1 protein-coding gene is annotated in these 26842 nt (G+C 64.6%); it reads right to left on the reverse strand.

The genetic code is table 11. The features are described from left to right. Window positions 1–54: 54 nt before the first annotated feature. A complete protein-coding gene (locus RHP72_RS15050) occupies window positions 55–26631 on the reverse strand; it encodes a non-ribosomal peptide synthase/polyketide synthase (RefSeq protein ID WP_311093550.1) in 26577 nt (8858 codons plus the stop codon). Window positions 26632–26842: the final 211 nt, after the last annotated feature.

Genomic DNA, 26842 nt, shown 5'->3' on the forward strand with positions numbered 1-26842 from the left:
CCACCCGGGGTCCATCACCCTGTGTGTTTCACTCATACCCATGTCGAACCTGGTTCAGACACCCCACTGAGCGATAACTTCTCGCAATCGTACAGCTATGGTTGCCGCCGGACCCGGTTCGATCATCTGGTTGTGTTCGCAATCGACTACGGTGACTCGGATGTCCCCTTCCACAAACCTTCGCCATTCGGCGACATCGTGTCCGTTCTCCGTAGATCTTCCGGCTACGAAGAACTCGATGGCTCCAACGTGGACAGGCGGTTGGTGCCGATTCGTCAATTCGACGGAGTGGGAGTAACCGCGACTGATCCCCGCCAGATGCTCCGCTTCGATTCCGATTCCGGCACCCAGGGTCTGCTCCAGCAATTCCGCCGCTTCTTCGAAGGTCTCGACCGTCTTGGATCCCGCCGGCATCGCGAGCCCGGCCAGTAGTTCGGAGACCGAGAGTTCTGCGGGCTGATCGGAATCCGACGACGGATAGCTGTCGAGTATCGACAGAGTCACGTCACGTCCGCTCCGAGTGAGGCTGTGTGCCACGGCGTGTGCGATCACGCCGCCGAGCGACCAGCCGGCCAGATGGATCGGGCCGGTCGATGCCACGGCTGCAATGCGATTCGCGTAGTCGTCGGCGAGTTCGGTCAGCGAGTCGAAGCTGGGCCCGCCGCTCAGGGACGGTAGCTGAAGACCGTAGACGGGTTGATCCAGCTCGAGATGCTTGACGAATTCTGCGTAACCCCAGGACAATCCGATACCCGGATGGACGAAGAACAGTGGTGCACGATCGGATCCGGCGCGCAGCGTGATCATCGGGGCGAGAAGATCCGACGAATCGTCCGGCGAGTGTGCGTCCATTCCGTCGGCAGCCCGGGCGACTCCGGCAGGTGTCGGGTCCAGGAAAAGCGATTGCAACGGCACTCGCATCCCGAGACGCTTCTCGAGTTCGATGGTGATGCGAGTGGCCACGATCGACGTTCCGCCCAGTTCGAAGAAGTCGTCGTCGACGCCGATGTGCTCGTGCCCGAGCACGGTCTCGAAGATGTCGACGACCGTTCGTTCGGTGTTGTTTGTCGGCGGTGCGTACGGGACCGTGCGTCGCTCGAAGCTCGGGGTCGGCAGTGCCTTGCGGTCCAGCTTGCCGACCGGTGTCACCGGAATGCGGTCGACGACGACGATCGCGCCGGGAACCATGTGCGCGGGCAGGCGAGAAGACAGATGGCGGCGAAGCTCCCAGTCGTCGACGGTCTGTCCTTCCACGGGCTGGATGTAGGAGGCGATCATCGTCTCCCCCGACGGCGCTTCGTGCCCGAGTGTGGCGGCGAAGTAGACGGATGGGTGTGCCATCAGAACAGAGTCGATTTCGCCGAGCTCGATGCGGAATCCGCGGACTTTGATCTGGAAGTCGCTGCGGCCCAGGTATTCGAGGGTGCTGTCGGAGCGCCAGCGCACCAGGTCGCCCGTGCGGTACATCCGCTGGCCTGGTTCGCCGAACGGATCGGCGACAAATCGGTCGGCGGTGAGGTCGGGACGATTGTGGTATCCCCGGGCGAGTCCGGGGCCGGTCACGTACAGCTCCCCGATGACTCCCACCGGCACGGGCTTGAGGTGCCCGTCGAGGACCAGTCCGGCAAAGCCGATGGCCGGTCGTCCGATGTTGATGTCCTTGCCCGGCCGCATGGGTTCACTGACGCTGGCCTGGATGGTGGATTCGGTGGGTCCGTATCCGTTGAACATGCGACGGTCGCGGCCCCAGATGTCCACGAGTTCGGGTGGGCAGGCCTCGCCACCGACTGCGAGTACGCGGAGTTCGGGTAGCGCGGAGCTTTCGATCGAGCTGAGCGCGGTCGGAGTGATGAACGCGTGTGAGACGTGTTCGTCGGCAAAGATTTCGGCCAACTCGGATCCGCCGAAGACCGTCGGTGGGATGACGACCAGGCACGCTCCGCTGCCGAACGCCATCATGAGTTCGAAGACCGAGGCGTCGAAGCTCGGTGATGCCAGGTGAGAGATCCGCGAATAGGGCTGGACGTTGAATCTCTGATGTTCCTCGGCGTTGAGGTTTGACAACCCGAGGTGGGTGACGATGACGCCCTTCGGCTTCCCGGTTGAACCCGAGGTGTAGATCAGGTACGCGGGATGCCCGTGATGCAAGGGGATCGTGCGGTCGCGATCGGTGATCGCGGCTGCGCTCTGGGCGTCGATCTCGTCGACGGTCTCGGCTTCATCGAGGACCATCCACTCGACCGTGTCGGGAAGTTGACTGCGGTGAGCGTCGTCGGTGATGCCGAGTACGGCCCGCGAATCGTCGAGCATGTGGTTGATGCGATCGTCGGGATAGTTCGGGTCGACCGGCAAGAACGCTGCACCGGTTTTCGTGACCGCCCAGATCGCGACGATCTCCGCAGTGGACCGCGGCAGACCCAGCGCCACAAAATCTTCGGGACCGACGCCGCGCCGACACAGCGCGCGCGCCAGCTTCGTCGATTCCTCGTCGAGCTCGCGGTAGGTCATCGACCTCTCGCGACTCGAGAGGGCTGGGGCATCCGGGTTCGAGGCGACTGCTTCGGCGAGGATCTCCGGCCACACCCGCGCTCGAGTCGCGGCGGCACCGGATGCCGGCACCAGGGCAGCTGTTTCATCGGCGCCGAGGATGCCGATGTCGGCGATACGTGTTGCGGGTTCGCGTCCGACAGCGTCCAGGATCAGGCGCAGTCGGTCGGCAAACCGACGAATGGTGGCGGGTTCGAAGAGATCGGTTGCGAAGTCGAAGGCTGCGGACATCCCAGCCGGGATGCCGAACTCGTCGAACTTCTCGTCGACGATCAGCTCCAGGTCCTCCTTCGCGAATTTGGTTTCCACGGTCAGTCCGTCGATGTCGAGGCCGGGTAGGTGGAAATGTGCGGGTTCGTTGTTCTGAAGTTCGAGGGCGACCTGGAACAACGGTGAGTACGACGTGGATCTGGTTGGGTTGATGACGTCGACGAGCCGTTCGAATGGCAGGTCCGAGTTCTGGAATGCGGCCAGGTCGATTTCCCGGACGTGCTCCAACAGGTCGGCAAACGTGATGTCGGGATCGACGCTGGTTCGCAGGACCAGTGTGTTGACGAACATTCCGACGAGATGGTCGAGCGCTGCCTGACCTCGGCCCGCGATCGGTGTGCCGATGGTGACTTCGTCGGCGCCCGACAACTTGGACATCAGCACTGCGAGCGCGCCGTGCAGCGCCATGAACATCGTGACACCGTTTGCCCTGGTGAGGTCCGCGAGGGCGCGGTGGGTGTTCGCGTCGATGTCGAAGGTGAATCGGTCACCGTGGAAGGTCTGTTGCACGGGTCGCGGGTGGTCGGCGGGCAGTGCGATGACGTCGTCGAGTCCGGCGAGTTGCTCACTCCAGTAGTGCAATTGGCGACTGATGACGGATTCCGGGTCGTCTTCCGATCCGAGGACGCGATGCTGCCACAACGTGAAGTCTGCGTACTGCACCTCGAGTGGCGCCCACGTGGGCTCGGTCCCTGCCGTACGCGCCAGGTAGGCCGTCATCACGTCGCGTGCGAGCGGCGCCATCGACGATCCGTCGGCGCAGATGTGATGGACCACGACAAACAGAATGTGAACGGGTTCAGCGGTGTCGAGTCGGAACAGTGCCACGCGCAGCGGCAGGTCCACCGACACGTCGAAGCCGGTCGTGGCGAGTCGTTGCATGCGCTCCGCGAGCTCGTCCTCCCCCAACGTCATTTCACGGACCGGCGGTACTGCCTCGTCGACGGTGAGCACTTGCTGAATCGGATCGCCGCCGACGGCGGGGAACACCGTCCGCAGTGTTTCGTGCCGCTCGACGACGTCGGCGATGGCCTGTTGCATGGCCGTGACGTCGAGGTCACCGGTAAGGCGAACAGCTAGTGGGATGTTGTACGCGGCTGAGCGTGTGTCGAATTGGTTCAGGAACCACATGCGCTTCTGCGCCAACGAGAGCGGGACGCTGCCACTGCGCTCCATGGGAGTGAGCGGCACAGCGCCGACGGCAGTGACAGCGCTGGAGAGCCGTTCGGCGAGCTGAGCCGTCGTCGGTGCCTCGAACAGCACGCGCACCCCGACGTCGATGTTCAGTGCGGAGTTGAGCCGCGAGACCACGCGAGTGGCGATCAGCGAGTTGCCGCCGAGCTCGAAGAAATTGTCGTCGACGCCGACCCGTTCGACGCCGAGTACGTCGATGAACGCATCGGCGATCCGACGTTCGAGGCTGGTGCCGGGCGCCCGGAATTCCACACCGGTTCCGGTGAACTCCGGCGTCGGCAACGCTTTTCGATCGAGCTTGCCGACCGCGGTGCGCGGTAGCTCGTCGACGATCATGATGCTGGCCGGAACCATGTGCGAGGGAACACGTCCGGCGAGGTGCGCGGTGATCTCTGCCCCGGTCAGCGTCGATCCTTCCTCGACGGTGAGGTAGGACGCGAGAACTGTGGCGCCGGCCGGTCCGTCGACGCCGAGTGTCACGCAATTCGTGACACTCGCCATTGCGGTGATCTGGGCGTCGACCTCGCCGAGCTCGATGCGGAATCCGCGAATCTTGACCTGGAAGTCGCTGCGCCCGACGTATTCGATGGTGTGATTGCTTCGCCAGGAGACGATGTCGCCCGTGCGGTACATCCGGTCGCCTGGCTTGCCGAAGGGGTCGGCGACAAATCGCTCGCTGGTCAGGCCGGGACGCCGGTGGTATCCGCGAGCCAGGCCGATGCCGGCGATGTACAGCTCACCGGGAGCTCCGACGGGTACGGGTTGCAGGCGCGAATCGAGGATCATCTCGTGCACGCCGCGGATCGGTCCACCGATCGTGATGGGTGCGCCCACTGTCATGGGTTCGCTGATGTCTGCCATGACGGTTGTCTCGGTCGGGCCGTAGGCGTTGACGAATTCTCGTCCGGGAGCCCAGAGGCCGACGAGATGCGGCGGTAGTGTCTCTCCCCCGACGACGACGTGCCGGAACTCGTCCAGGCCGGCCGGGTCGACGGTGGCGAGCGCTGCCGTGGTGACGAACGCGTGAGTGACGTGTTCGCGGCGGATGAGACTTGCCAGTTCGGCGCCGCCGTAGATGTCGGTCGGGACGATCACCATGGTGGCTCCGACACCGAATGCCTGCAGGTACTCGAAGACGGCTCCGTCGAAGCTGGGGGTGGCGAAGTGCAGGGTTCGAGAGTGGTGATCTGCGTGGAATCGACGCTGCTGGTCGAGTGCGAAGCTGTCGAGTCCGGTGTGGGTGACGACAACTCCCTTGGGTCGGCCGGTGGATCCCGAGGTGTAGACCACGTAGGCGGCGTTGTCCATGACCACCGGTGCACGCCGTTCGTCCTGGGTGATCGGCAGCGTGCAACTGGTGGCGACGTCGTCGTCGAATGCCTCTTCTCCGAGCACCAACCAGGACACGATGGGTGGAAGTGTGTCGATGGCGTCGACGACGGTCAACCCGAACAGCACCTCGGAGTCGCTGAGCATGTGTTCGATTCGGTCAGCCGGATAGGTGGGGTCGACGGGGACGAACGCTGCGCCGGTCTTGGCCACCGCCCACACCGCGAGTACGGATTCGACGGACCTTTCGATGCCGATGGCAACCGACGTCTCGGGCCCGGCGCCGCGGCGAATCATGGCTCTGGCCAACTGGTTCGAGCGCCGGTCCAGTTCGGCGTAGGTCATGGAACGGCTGCCGGCCGAGAGCGCGATGCGGTCGGGATAGGTGGCAGAGACGTCGGCGAGAATCTCTGGGAGCGTTCGCGCGGAGCGCCCCGGGGAGCCGAAGACCGGCGCAAGATCACGGCTCTCGAACTCCGTGAGAACCTGCAGACGGGCCAGCGGCTGATCCGGTGCCGAGGCGAGTTGCCCGAGGACGATGCCCACGCGCTCGGTGATCTTGGCGACTTCGCGGGCGGAGAAGTGCGTCGGCAAGTACTCCATCTTCAGATTCAGCGTGTCACTTTCGGACGCCACCACGGCAATCGGATAGTGCGCCGAGTCGCGTCCGTCGATGCCGAGAACGTGCATTCCCGCGATGTCGGTTTCGGCGGTCAGGGCTGTCTCGTCGACGGGATACGACTCGAATACCGTCAGGGTGTCGAAGGAGCCGGCGGCGCCGACTGCTCCGGCGATGTCCGACAGTCCGATGTGGTGGTGGTCGAGCAATGACGCTTGCTCGGATTGGACGCGAATGGCCATTTCGGCGAGGGTTTCTCGGGCGTCGAGGCGGACTCGGACAGGCACCGTGTTGATGAACAGGCCGACTATCGATTCCACGCCGGGCACCTGTGGTGGGCGTCCTGAGACCGTTCCGCCGAAGACGACGTCGTCGCGTCCGAGAAGTTCGGCGAGCACGATTCCCCATGCCACCTGTACCAGGGTCGCCATGGTCAGGCCGCGGCTTCGCGCGAACGCCCGAAGAGTCTCGGCTCGTTCGGTCGGCAGCGAGTACGAGTGGATTTCACTTGCCACGGTTTCGGCGGCGGTGTCTGCCCTCGAGAGGTGGGTGGACGTGTCGACGCCCCGTAGCGCTTCTTGCCACGCCCGTAGCGAAGTCTCGGGTTCTTGCTTCGAGATCCAGGAGAGATAGTCGCGATACGACTGAACTCGGGGCAGAATCTCGGGGTCACCGTCGGTTGCGTAGAGAGTGAGCAGGTCTCGAAGCAACAGCGGGGTGGACCAGCCGTCGAGCAGGATGTGGTGGTTCGTCACGACGAGGCGTGCTGTGTCCGGTCCGATTCGCACGAGCATGAAGCGGATCAGCGGGGCTGTTTCCATGTCGAAACGATGAGCGCGATCGCGTTCGAGCAGTTGACCGAACGCGACTTCACTGTCTTCGGCCCCGGACAGGTCGATCTCGGCCCAGCCGATGTCGGCACCGGAACGGATCACCTGCAGTGCCCGCCCTCCCGGTGCGGAGACAAATCCCGCGCGCAGGCTCGGATGACGATCAACCAAGGCCTGCGCGGCGCGGCGCAGGCGCGGCGCCTCCACCCGACCCCCGAGCTCGAGGGTCAGTTGCACCATGTACGGGTCGATTTCGGTTTCGTCGAACTGGGCGTGGAAGAGCATGCCCGACTGCAGAGGTGACAGTGACCAGATGTCGGTCAGGTCGGGGAATCTGCGCTCGAGCTGTTCGATGCTCTGTTGATCCGCGGTGACGAGATCGAGATCGGTGGGCGTGAGCTCGCGCTCGGAGTGTTCCTCCACGTATTCACTCAGTGCGCCCAGTGCTCGGGTCCAGAGCTCCGCCAGTTCGGTGACTTCGGCCTCGCTGAGAATGCCGCGGGGGAAGGACCACGTAGCGCGCAGAATCGGACCGTGTGCGGTATCGGTCGTGACGGCGTTGATGTCGAGCACCGACGCGGCGGCCAATTCGCCGCTGTGCGCTTCGTCGAGGGTCACTTCCGAGATCGGCAGCCACGGCACTTCGCCGTGCTCGGGATCCGAGCCGGCAAATCGTCCGAGGTAGTTGAACGAGATCTGCGGCGTGGGCAGCTCACGAAGTTCCTCGTTTCGATCGAGGTACTTCAGGATGCCGAACCCGATTCCGTTGTCGGGCAGGCCGAGCAGCGTTTCCTTGACGAGTTTCACGGCGGAGGCGGCGGTTGATCCCCCGGCCAGTGCATCGACGACATCGAGTCCGGTGAGATCGATCCGGACGGGGAACAAGGTGGTGAACCAACCGACCGTGCGCGAGAGGTCGGCGCCCGGTACGGCGTTCTCCTCCCGGCCGTGCCCTTCGAGGTTGACGAGCACGTCCCCGCTGCGCTGTCCGCGCGATCGACGCCAGGCGGTAACGGCAATCGCGAGAGCAGCGAGCAGCCCGTCGTTCACCGAGCCTCCGAAATGCTGAGGCACCGTCGAGATGACGTTCTCGGTCACGGAGGTCGGAACGTCGACGCTGACTCGGTCGACGGTGGCTCCGACATCGACGGCTGGGTCGAGCCCGCGTGCCCCGAGCAATGGCTCGTCGGTCCGCATTCTCGACCACAGGTCGATCTCGTCGCGTCGCAGCGCAGCGGTCTCGGCGAGCGCTGTCGCCCAGCGACGTATCGACGTTCCGCCCGGCGGAAGTATGGGTGTTTCTCCGTCGAACGCCGAGGCATAAGCAGTGACCAGGCCCGGGACGAGCATGCGCCAGGACACACCGTCGACCGCGAGGTGATGAAGGACCAGGAGCAACCGTCCGGCTTCGGCCCGGTTGCCGTTCGAGCTGACGGGATCCAACCAGACTGCGCTGATCATCTTCCCGTGTTCGGGATCGAGGCGGCTGGATGCGTCCTGCATCGCGGTTTCCGCAGCGGCGACGAATTCTTCGCCGCTGGTGGACACGATGGAGGTTCGGCGCAGGATGTCGGGGGCGGTGATGCTCCCTGGCTCGCGGATCTCGAGTTGGTGAGTCGCGGCGTCCAGGCGCGCCCGCAGCACGTCGTGACGATCGAGGATCGTTTGCAATGCTCGTTCCAGCGCGGGGCCGGAGACATCCGCGGGCAGTGCGATCAGCGCGCTCTGGCTGTAACTGCGGATCGTGCTCAGGTCACCGCGACTGCGTTCGACGAGCCACTCCATGATCGGCGTGAGCGGTAGCGGGCCGGCTCCCCCGCCGGGTAGCTCCGTGAGAACCGGTGCCGTTTCCGATGATTTGATGAGGAGCACTTTGGTGAGGCCGGCCACGGTCTTCGCTTCGAAGACGTCCCGCGGAGTGAAGACGAGGCCTGCGGACTTCGCCCGTGAGACGAGTTGGATCGACATGATCGAATCGCCGCCGAGACCGAAGAAGGAATCGTCCACTCCGATACTGCCCCGACCCAGCACCTCCGCGAAGAGGTCCGCGAGGACCGCTTCGGTAGCGGTGGCCGGCGCCCGCGTCGCCTCGGTTGTTCCCGTGACGGTGAAGTCCGGAGCCGGGAGGCTGCGTCGGTCGAGCTTTCCGTTGACCGTCAGTGGAAGCGATTCGAGGACGACGATCGCGGTGGGCACCATGTACTCCGCGAGTTCGGCGGCGACGAAGTCGGTCACCGTCGCTGAATCGACGGTACTGCCTGTTTCGGCGACCACGTACCCGACGATCCGCGGTGACGCTCCCTCCGTTCGAACAAGTGCTACCGAGGCAGCGACGCCGGGGCAGCGGAGCATTGCGGCTTCGATCTCGCCGAGTTCGATGCGGAAACCACGCACCTTCACCTGGAAATCACTGCGGCCCACGTACTCCAACTGCCCCGCGTCGTTCCACCTCGCCAGGTCCCCGCTCCGATACATTCGATCCCCCGAACTACCGAATGGATCGGGAAGGAACCGCACCGAAGTCAATGCGGGTTTCCCGAGGTATCCCCGAGTCACCTGATCACCGGCGACGTACATTTCGCCGACGACACCTGGTGGTACCAAGTTCAGTCGCCGATCGAGTACGTAGACGGACAATCCCGGTACTGCTCGCCCGATGATGCTCGCCGACGCGTGCTCGCTGTCGTTGCGGTCGAGTGCGATTCGACTGACGTGCACTGTCGTCTCGGTGATCCCGTACATGTTGACCAACGTCGGAGCCGTGTCGGCCCGCCTGTCGTACCACTTGCGCAACTGCCCGAGGTCGAGCGCTTCGCCACCGAAGACGACGTAGCGCAGTGCAAGGTCGGGACCGGTGCCGTTCGGTGAGTACGCACGGTCGGCTTCGGCGAGTTGGTAGAAGGCGGTGGGCGTTTGGTTCAGGACCGTCACTCGCTCACGGCGGAGCAGTTCGTGGAACATGTCCGGTGATCTGGTCGTGTAGTAGTCGACGACGACCAGCCGGCCGCCGTGTAGCAGCGGCCCCCACAACTCCCAGACGGAGAAGTCGAATGCGTACGAGTGGAACATCGTCCACACGTCCGTGTCGTCGAACCCGAACGTCGGGGCGGTGTTGTCCATCAGAGTCAGCACGTTGCGGTGGCTGACCTGGACACCTTTGGGGCGCCCTGTGGATCCGGAGGTGTAGATGATGTACGCGATCGCGTCGGGCAGAAGTGGTGTCGTCCGGTCCGCGTCGGTGATGCGACGGGGCGCGGAGTGATCGAGGCGTACCGCGATCTCCGGCGATCCGAGTTCGACGACGTCTATGCCGGATTCGATGATCTCCGAAGGTAGGTCACTTCGGAAGTCTCCGGTCGTGACCAGGCATACCGGCCGCGCGTCGTCGAAGAGGAACCGCATGCGCTCGGCCGGGTAGGTGATGTCGACCGGCAGGTATGCCGCTCCGGTTTTGATGACGGCGACGAGGGCCAGCACGAGATCGGTGGTTCTGGGCATCGCAACAGCCACCACGGATTCCGGACCGATACCGCGGCCGATCAGGAGCCGCGCCAGGCGGTTAGCGCGCCCGTCCAGTTCGGCGTACGTCATGGCGCCGTCGCTGTCGTTGACCGCGGTCGACGACGGATGTGCTGCAACAGCCTCGAAGAATCGGTCCGCGATGTTGTCCGCTGGAGCCGGTTCGGCGTGAGTGTTCCACTCGGTCAGCATCTGTCGACGCTCGACGGCGCCCACGACGTCGATGTCACCGGTAGGAGTCGACGGCTCTCGCGAGACCGCCTCGAGGATGGTGAGCAGTCTGCGTGAGAACGAATCGATCAAGTCACCGTCGAACAGGTCTGTGGCGTAGATGAATTCGGCGTCGATTCCATCCGTTCCGCCATCCGCGTCGTAACGCTCGGTGACCGAGAGTTGCAGATCGAACTTGGCGACGGGTAGGTCGAACTCGACTCCCGAGACCGACAGCCCCGGCAATTCGAGTTGTGGGAGTGCATTGTTGCGGAACTCGATGAGGATCTGGAACAACGGAGTGTGCGAAGTCGAGCGTTCCGGGTCGAGTGCGTCGACCAACCTTTCGAAGGGCAAATCGGTGTGCTGGAACGCGCCGAGGTCGCCTTCGCGAACCTGGGCGAGGACGTCCTCGAACGACGCGTCGGGCGTGATCTGTGTTCGCAGCACGAGAGTGTTGACGAACATACCGACCAGGTGATCGAGTTCGGCCTCGCCGCGGCCGGCGACGGGTGTTCCGATGGCGATGTCCTCGGTACCGGCCAGGCGCGCCGCAAGTACCGCCAGTGCTGCGTGCATGAGCATGAACATGGTGGTGCCGTGCTCACGTGCCAGGTCGGTCAGCGCCCGATGGGTCTGCGGCGATACCGCGAACCGGTGGACCGAGCCGACCATGGACGGCTTTGCCGGACGTGGGAACGACGTCGGCAACGCGATCGGCTCGCCCAGTCCCGCGAGTCGGTCCTTCCAGTAATCGAGCTGACGGGTCAGAGCCGAGTCCGGATCTTCCTCGGAGCCGAGCACTTCGTGCTGCCACACAGCGAAGTCGCCGTACTGCACGGCCAGTTCCGACCAGTTCGGCGCACTGCCGGCACTGCGGGCCGCATAGGCCGCTGCCACGTCCGCTGCCAGGGGGTTCATCGAGAACCCGTCGGCGACGATGTGGTGGACGACGATCACGAGTACGTGCCTGCGCTCGTCCCCGTCGACGCGCAGGACCGCGCAGCGGATCGGAACTTCGGCCGAGGCGTCGAAGCCTGCCGAGGCCAGCTCGAGGATGCGATCGGACACTCTGGCAGCAGTGACGATTTCCGGCTCCAGGATCGGCATGACCTCGTCGCTGGACATCACCTGCTGAACCGGCTGTCCGTCGATCGAGGGGAACTTCGTCCGCAAGCTCTCGTGGCGCCCCAGTACGTCCGCTACCGCGGCCTGCAATGCGGCGAAGTCCAGATCGCCGTCGAGGCGCACTGCCAGGGGAACGTTGTAGGCGGGGGACGTCACGTCGAACTGGTTGAGGAACCACATCCGCTTCTGTGCCAGTGACACGGGCAGTGGGTCCGGGCGGGATCGCCGAGTCAACGGTGGTCTGGGGTTCTCGCCGCGGCCGACGCTCTCCGCCAGACGAGACAGCTGCCGAACTGTCGGAGACTCGAACAATCCTCGAACGCCGATGTCGGTGCCGAGAAGTGCGTTGACGCGGGCGATGACGCGGGTCGCGGTCAGTGAGTTTCCGCCGACGTCGAAGAAGTGAGTGTCGATACCGATCGGAGACACTCCGAGCACGTCCTCGAAAACGCCCACCACCAGCCGTTCCAACTCGGTGGCCGGTGCAGTGAGTGTTTCGGAATCGGTGTCGAAACGAGGCGCCGGAAGAGCAGCCCGATCGACCTTGCCGACGCCGGTCAGCGGTAGTTCGTCGAGCACGACGACGCTTGCGGGCACCATGTGTGCCGGCAGTAGCTCCCGTGCCGCCGCCCGGATGTCCTCGGCGCTCACCCGGCGTTCGTCGTCGCAGACGACATATGCCGCCAAGGCCTGCTCGTCGGAGGGTCCGCGCACCGCCAACGTGACCGCGTACTCCACGCCGGGCAGCTGACCCAACGCCGTGTCGACCTCGCCGAGTTCGATGCGGAAGCCGCGGATCTTGACCTGGAAGTCGCTGCGTCCGAGGTACTCGATGGTGCGGTCGCTGCGCCAGCGCACCACGTCGCCCGTGCGGTACATCCGCTCCCCCGGCTCGCCGTACGGGTTGGCGACAAATCGTTCGCTCGTCAGTGGTGAGCGCCCGTGATAGCCGCGCGCGAGTCCGAGTCCGGCGACATACAGTTCGCCGGGAACTCCGACGGACACCGGTTGAAGTCTGCGATCGAGGACGACCTCGCTGAATCCGCGGTTCGGCGGTCCGAGATAGACCTTCTCGCCGGCCGGGATGGGGTCGCTGAGGTTGCAGGAGATGGTGGTTTCGGTGGGTCCGTAGACGTTGACGAACGATCTTCCCGGCGCCCAGGTGCGCACCAGGTCCGCCGAGGGCGCCTCGCCGCCCACCGTGATGGTGGTCAGTTCGTCGATTCCCTCGGGATCCACCGACGTCAGCGCTGCAGGCGTGATGAACGCGTGGGTGACATGTCCCTCGCGGAGAACGTCGGCCAGTTCGGTTCCTCCGTAGACGGTGGTGGGAGCTACGGCCAGTTCACCGCCGACGGCGAAGGCGAGCAGGTACTCGAGAACGGAGGCGTCGAAGCTCGGAGAGGCGAAATGCAGTGCGCGTGAATTCTCGGTGAGACCGTAGCGATGACGCTGTTCGTCGGCGAAGTTCTCGAGACCGGTGTGCGTGACGACGACGCCCTTGGGTCGGCCGGTCGAGCCCGAGGTGTAGATGAGATAGGCAGTGTTCTCCAACCGCGGGGTTCCCCGGCGCTCGTCCTCGCGTAGCGGCGCCGCGGATACTCCGGAGAGCCGAGCGATGCTCGTCGGGTCGTCGAGTTCGAGCCACTTCGTCACACCGCCGTCGCCGGGTCTGTGGGCAGCCGTGGTCAATCCGAGCGAGGATGCCGAGTCCTCGAGCATGAACGAGATCCGGTCACTCGGGTAGCGAGGATCGATCGGCACGAAGGCGGCGCCGGTCTTGGTGATCGCCCAGACCGCTGCGACGGATTCGAAGGACCGTTCCACACAGATCGCCACCCGTGAGTCCGGGCCGGCGCCTTCCGAGATGAGCACGCGCGCCCACTGGTTCGACGCCTCGTCCAGCTCTCGATAGGTCATCTTTCTCTCACCACAGGACAGTGCGACCCGTTCGGGGAATCTGCTCGCGGTGTCCGAAAAGATGCGATCGAGTGTCCTGACCGAGCGGCCCTGCCGGCCGCGCGCGGGAACCAATTGCTGCACTTGCGAATCCGGCATCAGGCGCAGTTTCGCCAGCGGGAGATCCGGTTGCGCGGTGATCAGCTCGAGGGTGCGGAGCAGCCGGTCGGCGATCGCGTCGATGTCGTGATCGCCCAGGACTCCCGGGAAATACTCGAATTTGAGCCGCAGTCGCCCGTCTGCCGCAGAGGCAACGATCGCGAGTGGATAGTGCGCGGCATCCTCGGCGTCGTGGACGTCGAGAACGTGCATTCCGGCTATGTCGGTGCCGGAGGAGAGTCCACCGCGGTCGACGGGATACGACTCGAACACAGTCAGCGTGTCGAACGATGCAGCGGACCCCACAGCCGAAGTGATGTGCGAAAGCCCGACATGATGGTGATCGGACAACCGCGCCTGTTCCGCTTGGACGCGAACGCACAGCGCCGCCAGGGACTCTCTTGGATCGAGGCGAACTCGGACGGGGACGGTGTTGATGAACAAACCCACCATCGACTCGACGCCGGACACCTGGGGTGGACGGCCGGAGACGGTTCCACCGAAGACGACGTCGTCGCGGCCGAGGAGTTCGGCGAGCACGATTCCCCAGGCCACCTGGATCAAGGATGCTGTCGTCAGGCCACGGGAGCGGACGAATCCACGCAGAAGTTCCGTCTCACGTTCTCCGAGCGCTGTGGTCGTCGAGCGTGAGGTAGCGCCGTCCTCGTCGACGGCGTGAGTTCCGGTGAGCAGCGTCGGGTCGTCGAGTCCGCGGAGTGCTTCGCCCCAGGCCTCGATCGACACGCTGTCGTCGCGAGTGCTGATCCAGCTCAGATAGTCCCGGTAGGGGTGTACGCGTGGGATGGCACTGTGATCACTGTCTGTCGCGTAGAGCGTCAGTAGGTCGCGGACCAGCAGCGGCATCGACCATCCGTCGAGGAGGATGTGGTGGTTGGTCAGGATCAACCGATAAGCGTCGTCACCGGTTCGCAGAAGCAGGAACCGCAGCAGGGGCGGAGTGGCCATGTCGAAGCCGCGGACCCGATCCGCATGGAGAAGCTCGCGTATCTCGGTCGCCTGTTCGGTGGGGGCCAACGGAGAGATGTCGATCTCGGTCCACGGCACGTCAACGTCGGCGCTGATCACCTGCACCGATCGTCCACCGGTGTCGGTCGTGAACGCCGCGCGTAGGTTCTCGTGTCTGTCGAGCAGTGCCTGTGCGGCGCGGTGCAACCGGGACGCGTCGACGCCGTCGAGTTCGAGTGCGAGTTGGACGGTGTACGCGTCCACAGTGTGTTCGGCGTAGCGGGCGTGGAAGAGCAGTCCGGATTGCAGTGGTGAGAGGGACCAGACGTCGGTCAGTGTCGGGAACTCGCGCTCGAGGTGGTCGATGGAATCCTGGTCGAGGTCGATCAGGTCGATGTCCGACGGGGTGAGTCCCCCGCGTTCGCTGTGTTCGGCATAGGTGGCCAGCGCGCGCAACGCCTGCACCCAGAGGTCGGCGATGGCGCGAGCATCGCGCTCTGCCAGCACGCCGGTGGGATAGGCGATAGTGGCACCGATGTGCGGTGCGCCCGAGATCTCGGTGGTGACGACGTTGACGTCCAGGACCGAACCCACTGGCATCTCGGACCGCGCTGCCGCTTCCAGATCGACGTCCCGGGCCAGTGCCCAGTCCCCCAGTGACTCTCCTGCTTCGGTGCCGGAGAAACGGCCCAGATAGTTGAACGAGATCTGCGGTTGGCGGAGGTCTTCGAGTTCCGCTCGACCCACCTCGTCGAGGTAACGCAGAACTCCGTAGCCGATGCCGCTGTCCGGAACACCCAAGAGTTCTTCCTTGACACGCTTGAGCACCACCGCTGCCTCTGGGGCGCTGCTCATCACTTCCGCGATGTCGATGCCGGCCAGGTCGATCCGCATCGGGAAGACGCTGGTGAACCAGCCGACCGTGTGCAGGACGTCCGCACCGGGCACCACGTGAGCTTCGCGTCCGTGGCCCTCCATCGAGATGAGCACGTTGTCGGTTCGTATGCCCTGTGCCTGCCTCCACTGCGTCAGTGCCAGTGCGAGAGCAGCAACGAGACCGTCGTTGACTGATCCACCGAAAAGCGCCGGAAGCGTGGTCAGGACTGTGTCGGACAGTTCGACGGGTACGTCGGCGACAACTCGGCCGACCGAATCGAACGTGTCGAGCCGCGGGTCCAGCGGCCGGGTTCCGATCAGCGGGTCGGCACCTTCGAGTATCGAACGCCACCGGGGCAATTCGACTCTTCGATCGGGCGCGATGTCGCGGAGCGCATGCGACCAACGACGAACCGACGTGCCCGAGTACGACGGCTCCGGTTCCTCGCCTGCATCGATGCGGTGGAAAGCCGACGCAAGTTCCGGCACGAGGACGCGCCAGGAGACACCGTCGACGGCGAGGTGGTGGATCACCAGGAGCAGCCGGCCGGTGTTGCGCACGCCGGACAACCAGACGACCCGCACCATCACGCCCCGGCCGGGGTCGAGTTCTCGACGCGCACCGCCCAGTGCGTCGACGATCGCCGCGTCGAACACCGCGGTGCCCGGCTCGGCCTCTACCTCGATCACCCGGCAAATATTCTCGGCTGCAACAGATCCCGGCTCGCCGACAACAAGCCTGCGCTCGCCGTCGAGCTCGAGGCGTGCGCGAAGGATGTCGTGACGATCGAGAACAACTTGAAGAGCCGCGGTCAACTGCTCCACACTGTGAAGCCCGTGCGGCGCGTTGAGAAGAGTCGCTTGGGAGAACGAATCGAGACCTCGGAGATCGGAGCCGAGCCGGTCGAGCCACCACTGAGCCACCGGCATCAACGGCACGTGGCCCACGCCGTCTCCGGGAAGTTCCTCGAGCACCTCGGGTTCGTCGTCCTTGGTCGATGCCAGCAAAACCGCAAGACCGGCGACCGATTTCACCTCGAAGACGTCACGCGGGGTGAAGACGAGCCCGGCATCGCGGGCACGGGCGACGAGCTGAATCGACATGATCGAATCGCCGCCCATCGAGAAGAACGAGTCGTCGACGCCCACCGATTCGACACCGAGGACATCGACGAACAAGGCGGCCAGCGTGCGTTCGGTATCGGATTCGGCGGCCCGCGAGCGTGCCTGGGTTGCTCGCAAGTCGGGAACCGGCAGGGCTCGGCGGTCGAGCTTTCCGTTGGCAGTCATCGGCAGTTCGTCGAGAACGACCACGACCGCAGGAACCATGTACGGGGCCAGAGCCGAGCCCGCGAACGCGATGACGGCCTCGGGATCCACAGTCTGAGCGTCGTTGGCAGGCACGACGTATCCGACGATCCGTGCGGCGCCTCCGTCACGTTCGAGCGTGGTCACCACGGAATGTGCAACGCCGGGATAGCGAGCCAGAACTGCCTCGATCTCGCCGAGTTCGATGCGGAATCCGCGAATCTTGACCTGGAAATCGCCTCGACCCTGGTACTCGAGTTCGCCGTTCTTGTTCCACCTGGCGAGGTCGCCGGTTCGGTACATCCGTGTGCCCGCACTGCCCGCGGGATTGGGCACGAATCGTTCGGCGGTCGTGCCGGCGCGGTTTCGGTAACCGCGGGCGAGTCCGTCGCCGCTGACGTACAGCTCTCCCGTCACTCCGACCGGGACGCGGTGCAGGCGATTGTCGAGGACCCACGCGGTGATGCCGGTCGACGGGCGACCGATCGTCACTCGATCGGTCGGGGACATCGGCTCGGTGATGCTGGCGACGACCGTCGATTCGGTTGGTCCGTAGGCATTGATCATGATCCGGTGATCGCTGACCCAGGCGGCGACGAGGTCCGGTGGGCAGACGTCGCCGCCGGTTCCGATGCACACCAGCTCGTTCAGTCCGCTCGGATCGACCGTGGCCAGTGCGGCTGGTGTGATGAAGGCGTGCGTGACGTGCTGGTCGGCGATCAGACTCGTCAGTTCGGTTCCGCCGATGATGCTCGGTGGGGCGATGACCATCGTGGCCCCGGCACCAACAGCCATCAGGAGTTCGAGAATCGAGGCGTCGAAGCTCGGTGAGCTGAAATGCAGCGTGCGCGAGGTCGACTCGACGCGGAAGCGACTGCGTTCCTGCTCGGCGAGTGCCGAAAGCCCACGGTGAGTGACCATGACGCCTTTGGGGACGCCGGTGGAACCGGAGGTGTAGATGACATAGGCCGGGTTGTCCAGGGACACCGCAGCCAGCAGCTCCGAGGCATCTATCCGCTGATCACCGATCTGTTCGAGGGTTGCGAGTGTCTTTGCCTGATCGAGCAGAACGGCGTCTGCCTCGTCGGGGACGACACCCACATGCTCGGCGGTGGTGAGAACGACGCCCGCTCCCGAGTCGTTGATCATGTGGTGCACGCGGTCGACGGGATACGCCGGGTCGACGGGTACGAATGCAGCGCCGGACCGGGCAACCGCCCAGATCGCGACCACGGATTCCAGTGAGCGTGGTAATGCCAGGGCGACAACGGATTCCGGACCGACCCCGCGGCTGATCAACAGTCGTGCAAGCCGGTTGGCGCGGCGGTCCAGATCGGAGTAGGTCAGATGGCGGTCGCCGAAAATCAGTGCAGTCCTCTGCGGTTCGTCGACGTACTTCCGCTCGAGCAACGTCGAGAAGTGAACCTGCTCGGGAAGTTCCGGTGCGACGGCGCGAATCGTGTCGAGATCACTCACGAGATCGATGTCGCCGACCGGCGTGTGCGGTGATTCGGTGACAGCACCGAGAATCCGAACCAGGTGTCGAGCGAAACCTTCGACGGTCGACTCGTCGAACAGGGCGCTGGCGTAGGTGAACCCGGCCTCGATTCCCGCCGGCCGGCCGTCGTCGTCGAAGGTCTCGGCAAGCGTGAGTTGCAGATCGAAATTCGAGACGGCGGATTCGAGTTCGAGGACCTCGACGTCCAAATCCGTCAGACGAACTGCTGGCCGAGTGGTGTTCTTGAACTCCAGCATCACCTGGAACAACGGTGAATGCGACGTCGACCGCTCCGGAGCCAGCGCATCGACGACGCGCTCGAAGGGGACGTCTGCGTGAGCGAAGGCGTCGAGGTCGGTGCTGCGAACTCTGGCCAACAGATCGGTGAACGAGGCGGCGGGGTCGACGTCGGCGCGCAGGACCAACGTGCCGACGAACATACCGACCATCGGATCCAGCAGGGCATTTCCGCGCCCGGCGATCGGTGAGCCGATCGTGATGTCTTCCATGCCGGACAATCTCGCCACGAGCACTGCGTATGCGGCGTGTACCGCCATGAACATACTGCTTCGGTGTTCGATCGCGGTTTCGCTCAGACGACGGTGGATGCCGGCATCGATGTCGAATCGAACGACGCCGCCCGAGAGATCCTGCACACGCGGACGCGGTCGATCTGCGGGGAGCGCAAGAAGTTCGGGAACACTCGCCAGTTGACGTGTCCAGTACTCGAGCTGACCGGCAAGAGTGCTGTCCGCTTCGTCGATCCGACCGAGAGCCCTTTCCTGCCAGATGGCGAAGTCCGCGTACTGGACCGGAAGAGGAGACCAGTCGGGCGCCTCACCTCGATGCCTTGCCGAGTACGCGCTCATCACGTCGAACGCCAACGGTGCCATCGAGAATCCGTCGGCGCAGATGTGATGGACGACCACGGTCAGGACGTGATCTTCTTCGTCGACCTCGATCAGTTCCGCCCTGATCGGTGGAGCCTGCGTGACGTCGAAGCCCCTCGAGGTGAGACGTTCGATCTCCCCGAGTACCGCTTCGGCGTTCGCGGCGACAATCGGCAGCGCGCCCAACGCTTCACCGGGTTCGACGATCACCTGCGCCGGCACTCCCTCGATCATGGGAAACAGCGTGCGCAGCGATTCGTGGCGAGTAAGCACGTCGGTGATCGCGCCCTCCAACACGGCAACGTCCAACCGGCCTCTCAGCCTGATCGCTATGGCGACGTTGTACGCCGCGGACGTGACGTCGAATTGATTGACGAACCACATGCGCTTTTGTGCCAGCGACAGCGGGATCGTCTGTGGCCGCGGCAATGCCTCGAGCGGAAGGACTGCCGCTCCCCCTCGAGCCGTGGCGCACTCGACCGCCAACTGCGCAACGGTCGGCGCGTCGAACAACTCTCTGATCGACAAGTTCAACGACAGCGAATCGTTCACGCGCGCCACAGCGCGTGCAGCGACGAGGCTGTTTCCGCCGATCTCGAAGAAGTTGTCGTGAACACCGACTGCCCCGGATTCGAGAAGTTCCTCGAAGATCGCCGCCAACTGCGCTTCGAGCGGTGTTCGCGGCGCCAGATACGTCTGCGAACTGTCGAAGCTGGGCGCGGGCAGAGCCTTCCGATCAAGCTTGCCGGTCGAACCGAGAGGGAACACGTCGAGGGCGATGACCACCGCGGGAACCATGTAGGCCGGAAGGAGACCTCTCAACTCGGTGCGTAGACCGTCCGTGTCGATCGAAGTGCCGGTCTCGGCGATGACGTAGCCGACCAAACTGTCACCGACCACGTCGTCGTGATGGACGAGAGCAGCAGCTTGCGTGACACCGGGCAGCCTGAGCAACGCTGCTTCGACCTCGGCGAGTTCGATGCGCTGCCCGCGGATCTTGACCTGGAAATCGCGTCGACCGACATAGTCGAGCAGCCCGTCGGCGCGCCACCGGACGACATCACCGGTTCGGTACATCCGGGTGCCAGACGGGCCGTACGGGTCGGCCACGAACCTGTCGGCGGTGAGATCGCTGCGCCCGAGGTATCCACGCGCCAGTTGCACTCCCGCCAGATACAGCTCGCCGTGAACGCCGACCGGAACCGGATGCAGCCGCCCGTCGAGGACATAGAGCTGGGTGTTCCACACGGGCGCACCGATGGGAACGGTGACGGTCATGTCGGGGGTGAATTCGGCGGCGCTGACGTCGACGGCAGCCTCTGTGGGTCCGTACAGGTTGAACAGTCCCGCAGAACTCAGACGGGTGAACGCCTCCGCAGTGGTAGGCGCGAGGGCTTCACCGCTGCAGAACACCTGACGCAGGCTCGCACACTGCCCGGCAGTCGCGGCAGCGACGAATTCCGCGAGCATCGACGGAACGAAGTGCGCCGTCGTGACGCCTCTGTCGGCAATCAACGCCGACAGGTACCCGGGATCACGGTGCCCGTCCGGTTCCGCGATCACCAACTGCGCGCCGGTCTGCAGGGGCCAGAACAGTTCCCACACCGAGACGTCGAAGGTCACCGGGGTCTTGTGCAGCACCACGTCCGACGCGTGAAGGGGGTACGTGTCCTGCATCCACAGCAGGCGATTGACGATCGAACGGTGTGATACTGCAACACCTTTCGGTCGACCCGTCGATCCGGACGTGAAGATCACGTAAGCAGCATTGTCCGGGCGCAGGGGTCCGAGCCGATCAGCGTCGGTGATCGGCGCCGTCTTGGACACCTGACGATCGAGATCGACGTCCACGATCGGGACTCGCGCGGGAAAAGCGCCGTGGTCCTGGGGCCGGCTCAGCACGCAGATCGGTTCCGCGATGTCGAAGACGTACGCGATGCGCTCGGCGGGATGATCGGGATCCACCGGGACGTATGCCGCACCGGCACGGATCACGGCGTGGACCGCGACGAGTAGTTCCGGTGACCGTCGAATCGACACCGCGACGCGCATGTCCGGGCCGACCCCGCGGGCGATGAGGGTTCTGGCAAGTTCACCGACCCTCGCGTCGAACTCCGCATAGGTCAGTGTCCGCTCGCCGTAGACCAGCGCGGCCCCCTCGGGTGTCCGGGCTGCCTGCTCCGCCACCAGGTCCGAGAGGGTGGTGATCGGTACGGCGTGTTCGGTGGCATTCCAACGCTCGAGGACCAGTTCCGCCTCGCCCGGAGCTGTGAGATCGACGTCGCCGACGACGGATTCCGGGTAGGCAGCTACCGCGTCGAGGAGCATCGTGAAGCGATCAGCGAGGCCGGACATGGTGTCCGAGTCGAAAAGCTGGCTGGCGTAGTTCAACTGGCCGTCGAGATGGTCGCCGCGGTCGGTGAGAATGACCTGAAGGTCGAACTTTGCCGCGCCCGTCGACAGTTCGTCGACCGTGACCTCGAGTTCGGGCAAAGTGACCTCGGTGGGAGCGGCGCCCTGCATCACCAGCATCACCTGGAACAGCGGCGCCTGGTTGTCTGCGAGGCATTCGACGAGTACGTCGTACGGCACTTCGGTGTGCTGCAAGGCCGCCACGTCGACGTCGCGGACGCGGGTGAGAACTTCACCGAAGGTGAGTCCCCCCTCGAGAACCGTCCTCAGCACCACCGTGTTGACGAACATTCCGACGACGTCGTCGAGAGCGCGCTCGCTCCGCCCGGCCACCGGAGTGCCGATCGTGATGTCGTTCGCTCCGGATTCTCGGCTGAGCAGGACGGCCAGCGCGGCGTGGATCACCATGAACACGCTGACGTCGCTGCGCGCCGCGATCTCGCCGACCCGGCGGTACGTCGCGGAGTCGATCCGGAAATCGAGATCGTCACCGCGCAGCGAGACACCCGCAGGCCGCGGGTGATCCATCGGCAGTTCCGCGAGCTCACCGCGTTCGGTGAGCGTGTGCGACCAGAACCGCAACTGCTCGGCAAGAATCGAATCCGGGTCGGACGCTTCACCGAGCGCTCCGCGTTGCCACTCGCTGAAATCGCCGTACTGCACTTCGAGTGGCAGCCACGCCGGCACGCGTCCGCTCGCCCGCGAGGCGTACGCCACCATCACGTCACGAGCCAGCGGCGCCATCGACAGGCCGTCTGCTGCAATGTGGTGCACGACGAGGACCAAGGTGTGCTCGCGTTCGTTCACCTCGAGCAGAGTCGCGCGGATCGGCACCGATTCGCTGACGTCGAATCCCTCTCGCGCGAGCTCACTCGCCCGCGCCGAGGTCGCTGCGGCAGGCACCGTTTCCACCTCGAGATGATCGAACATCTCGTCCACACCGAGAACGTGCTGGACGGGGCCACGCGCACTCTCGGGGAAAACGGTCCGCAAGATCTCGTGTCGAACGATCACGTCCCGCAGCGCGGTGAACAGTGCATCGACGTCGAGATCGCCGGTCATCGAAACCGCGATCGGAATGTTGTACGCCGGCGAACTCGGATCGAGTTGATTGGTCAGCCACATTCGTTGCTGCGCCAGAGATACCGGTATCCGGTCAGGGCGATCGATACGCGTCAGTGCCGGGGCACGTGTGTTCCGCGAGTCCGCGAGGTCGGCACGTGCTGCCAGAGCGGAGACGGTCGGCGCCTCGAAGAGGTCGAGAACGCTCAGCGTCGTTCCGAGAGCTCCGTTGACTCGCGACACGACGCGGGTCGCGATCAACGAGTCACCGCCGAGGTCGAAGAAACTGTCGTCTGCTCCCGCCCGGGTGATACCGAGCAGATCGCAGAACACCGCCGAAATTCGCTTCTCGGTCGAGGTCTCAGGGGCACGGTATTCAGCCGACCCGCCCACAGAATCGATGTCCGGTAACGCTTTCCTGTCGATCTTTCCTGCCGGAGTCAACGGAATGGAGTCGAGGACGACGATCCGCGCCGGAACCATGTGGGCTGCCAACGAAGATCTCGCGTGGGCGACCAGCTCGGAGTTGTCGATGTGTGTGCCCGCAGCCGCCGTGACGTACGCCGCCAACAGTGTTTCCCCACTCGGGCCCGCAACTCCGGCGGTGACTGCCTGTGCGACGCTCGGGTGGCGGCGCAGCACGTCGTCGATCTCGCCGAGCTCGACGCGGAAACCGCGGATCTTGATCTGGAAGTCGCTCCGGCCGAGGTACTCCAGCTCACCCTCGCCGTTCCACCGCGCGAGGTCACCCGTGCGGTACATGCGCTCTCCCGCAACACCGTTGGGGTCGGCAACAAATCGTTCGGCCGTAATCGTGGCACGCGCGTGGTACCCGCGCGCCAAACCGACACCGCTCACATAGAGCTCGCCGGCGACACCGATCGGCACCGGTTGAAGCCGCGAGTCCAGGAGGACGGTTGCGGCTCCGCGCATCGGCTTCCCGATGGTGACGGGAACATCGCTGCTCAGCGGTCCGGTCAGAGTGGCGACGACGGTGGTTTCGGTCGGTCCGTACGCGTTGAACATCGAGCGTCCGTGTGACCACTGATCCACCAGCGCGGGTGAGCATGCGTCGCCGCCGGTCACGACCACTCGTAGATCCGGTAGGCCGGCGGGATCGACTGTTGCCAGCGCGGCCGGGGTGACGAAGGCGTGGGTGACCCGTCCGATACGCATCACCTGTGCCAGTTCGTCGCCGCCGTACACGGTGGGCGGCGCGATCACCATCGTTGCCGCGCCCCCGAAGGCAAGGAGGAGTTCGAGGACCGAAGCGTCGAAGCTCGGCGAAGAGAAATGCAGGGTGCGGTCTCCAGGTTCGACTCCGAACCTGACTCGTTCTTCGTCGGCGAAGCTGCTCAGCCCGCGGTGACTGACCACGACGCCTTTGGGGACACCAGTGGAGCCGGACGTGTAGATGAGGTATGCCGGATCGTCGTAGCTCAGGCGCGTACGCCGCTCGGCGTCGTCGACCGGTGCATCGGAATGGTGCGAGGTGTCCAGTTCGTCGAGGAGCAGCCAATCCACCGAATCGGCGAGCCCGCCGTGGTGCTCCCCCACACTGATTCCGACTACAGCTCCCGAATCGGTGAGCATGTACCGAATACGATCCTCGGGGTAGTGCGGATCGATCGGGAGGAAGGCACCGCCGGTCTTGGCCACCGCCCACGTCGCGGTCACCGATTCGAGAGACCTCGACAGCGCAAGGGCGACATAGGTGCCGGGGCCGACTCCCCTGTTGATCAGTTCACGGGCGAGTGTGTTCGACTCGGCGTCGAGATCCCGGTAGCTCACCTCACGATCACCGAAAACGAGCGCTGGGGCATCGGGGTTCACAGCCGAGGCCCGGCGGAGAATATCGGGGAGGGTCAACGGGGAGGACGCGGTCGCTCCCCGCGCCGGTACCAGGGACTCACGCTCGAAGTCGTCGAGGAGATCGAGGTCTCCGACCGGCGTTCGCGGGGCTGCTGCTGCGCCTGCAAGGATCCGCACCAGTCGCGAGAGGAAGGCTCGGACCGTGGATTCGGCGTAGTGCTGCGTGGAGTACGCAACCTCGAGGGCGCCGGTATCTGCGTGGACGTCGATCGCCACGTCGAGGCCGGCAATCGTGGTCTCCTGCGAGCCGTCGTTGAGGTGGACGTGCAACTCGGGCAGTGCGGGGACACCTGCCGCCGATCGAATCGACAACGTATCGCGTTCTCGAGCAAGAGAACTCACGAACTCGTCGAACGGCGCCGCCGGATCGACCTCGCAGCGCAGGGGCAGAGTTCCCCACTCGGTCCTCGTTCCGATCAGCACGTCCCGGCGCTCGGTCGATCTCGACAGCAACGCAGCAAATGCGGCATGGACAACGGCAAAGAGGGAGACGCCTTCCGTGCGCGCAAGTTCGGCGACCGCGGGATCGAGTGGGACGCTCAGCCGATTCGTACCGGTGGGCTCCGATTCGGCGTCGATTCGCTCGAGGCCCAGTGTCTCGAGGTCCAGTGTGGGGCCCTCGTCGGAGTCCCCCAGGTATCTCGCCCAGAACCGCTCGAGTTCCCTGCGCTGTGCACTGCGCGCCCCTACCTCGGCACTTGCCGGATGAATCCGGTTCATCGGCGTACCGGCCGGTGCTGCTGTCAGTTCTGCGACCAACTCGGTGAACGCCCGGTGGTGCTCGGCCAGTTCGTCGTGTCCGTAGCGATTGGGGTTTCCGCGAAAGTCGATCAACGTCTGCGCCGGATCGCCGCTCTGGTACACGTTGACCAGCAGATCCTCGACCGGACCCGACGTGACGATGTGATACTCACCGGTCAGTGGCCCGAGGGTTATCTCCTGCCGGAAGAGCATCACATTCATCATCGGGCCGGACAGACGCGCGTCGCCGACGGTCAGACCGGCATCACGCCGGATGTCCTCGAGGCTGCATCGCTGATGACGAAGCGCACCGAGAAGTTCGAGTTGCACGCGCCCGACCAGATCGTCGACACTTTCGTCCGGGTTTACGTGGATGTGTAGCGGCGCGACGTTGACCAGCATTCCGCCGGACCGCTGCAGCGGTGCCGTCGTCCTCGCGGAAACCGGCAGGTTGATCAGCACGTCGTCGTAGCCGGTACTGCGGGACAGGTAGCACGCCAGTGCCGAAATCAACACTGCGGCCGGAGTTGCACCGGAACGTGAATTCCACTCGTCCAAGGCAGCAAGGCTGTTCGTCGACATCGCGGCACTGACAAGTTCACTGCGTGCAGTCGGGGGTCCCTCACGGGTGGCCAACGTCGAACCGTGTTCGACGCCCGACACACGCTGGGCCCAGTACTCGCGGTCGGCTTCGAATCGACTCGATTCGCGGTACTTCTGGTCGAGCTCGGACAGCGTCGTGACGTCGAGCGCCTTGTTCACCGCAGGCTCTCGACCTTCGACGGCTGCGGTGTAGATCGCCGCAATCCGATTGACGATCGTCATACCGCTGTATCCGTCGAGAGCGACGTGATGAATCCTGGTGTACCACAGGTAATCCCGATCACCAGTTTGAAGAATTGTCATCTCGACGAGACGATCGCGAGTCAGATCGAGCGTCGTCGCGTAATCGTTGTCCATCCACTCCGAGGCAGCCTGCCGAGGGTTCTCACGCTCGCGGAAGTCGAAGTAGTCGATGCCCGGGTCGATCGTGAAGTCCACGATCTGGCAGGGCTCCCCATCCGGGTACATCAACCGTAGAAACGGTGATTCGAACTCGTGGGCAGCCTCCACCGCGGCGCGACTGAGCAGTTGCATGTCCAAATCGCCGTGGAACTCGATGTACTGCGCGATGAAGTACGGGACCGTCGGGTGAAGTTGCTGCGCAAACCACATGCTGCGCTGCACCGCTGACAGGGGGAACGCTCCTGCCGGCAGGCTTCGCGATCCGGTGAGCGGGTCGATCCTCTTGTCGGTATCCATCACGACCACCCCCACACAGCGTTGTGACGATCAGCGTTGCCACGATCAGCGCCGGGAAGTGTGGCTCGGGGAATGAAGAGAAACATCGCACCGCCTCGATATCGAGTGGAAACCATGTGGCGATCCTGCGAGAGCGCAGCCGAAGGTCATCGACCTCGACGAAGGGCCGCTTCGAAGTCCGAACCTCCCCGAAGGTCCGAACTCAGGATCA

This window comes from Rhodococcus sp. SG20037 (genome assembly GCF_031763325.1).
Taxonomy (GTDB): domain Bacteria; phylum Actinomycetota; class Actinomycetes; order Mycobacteriales; family Mycobacteriaceae; genus Rhodococcus_F; species Rhodococcus_F qingshengii.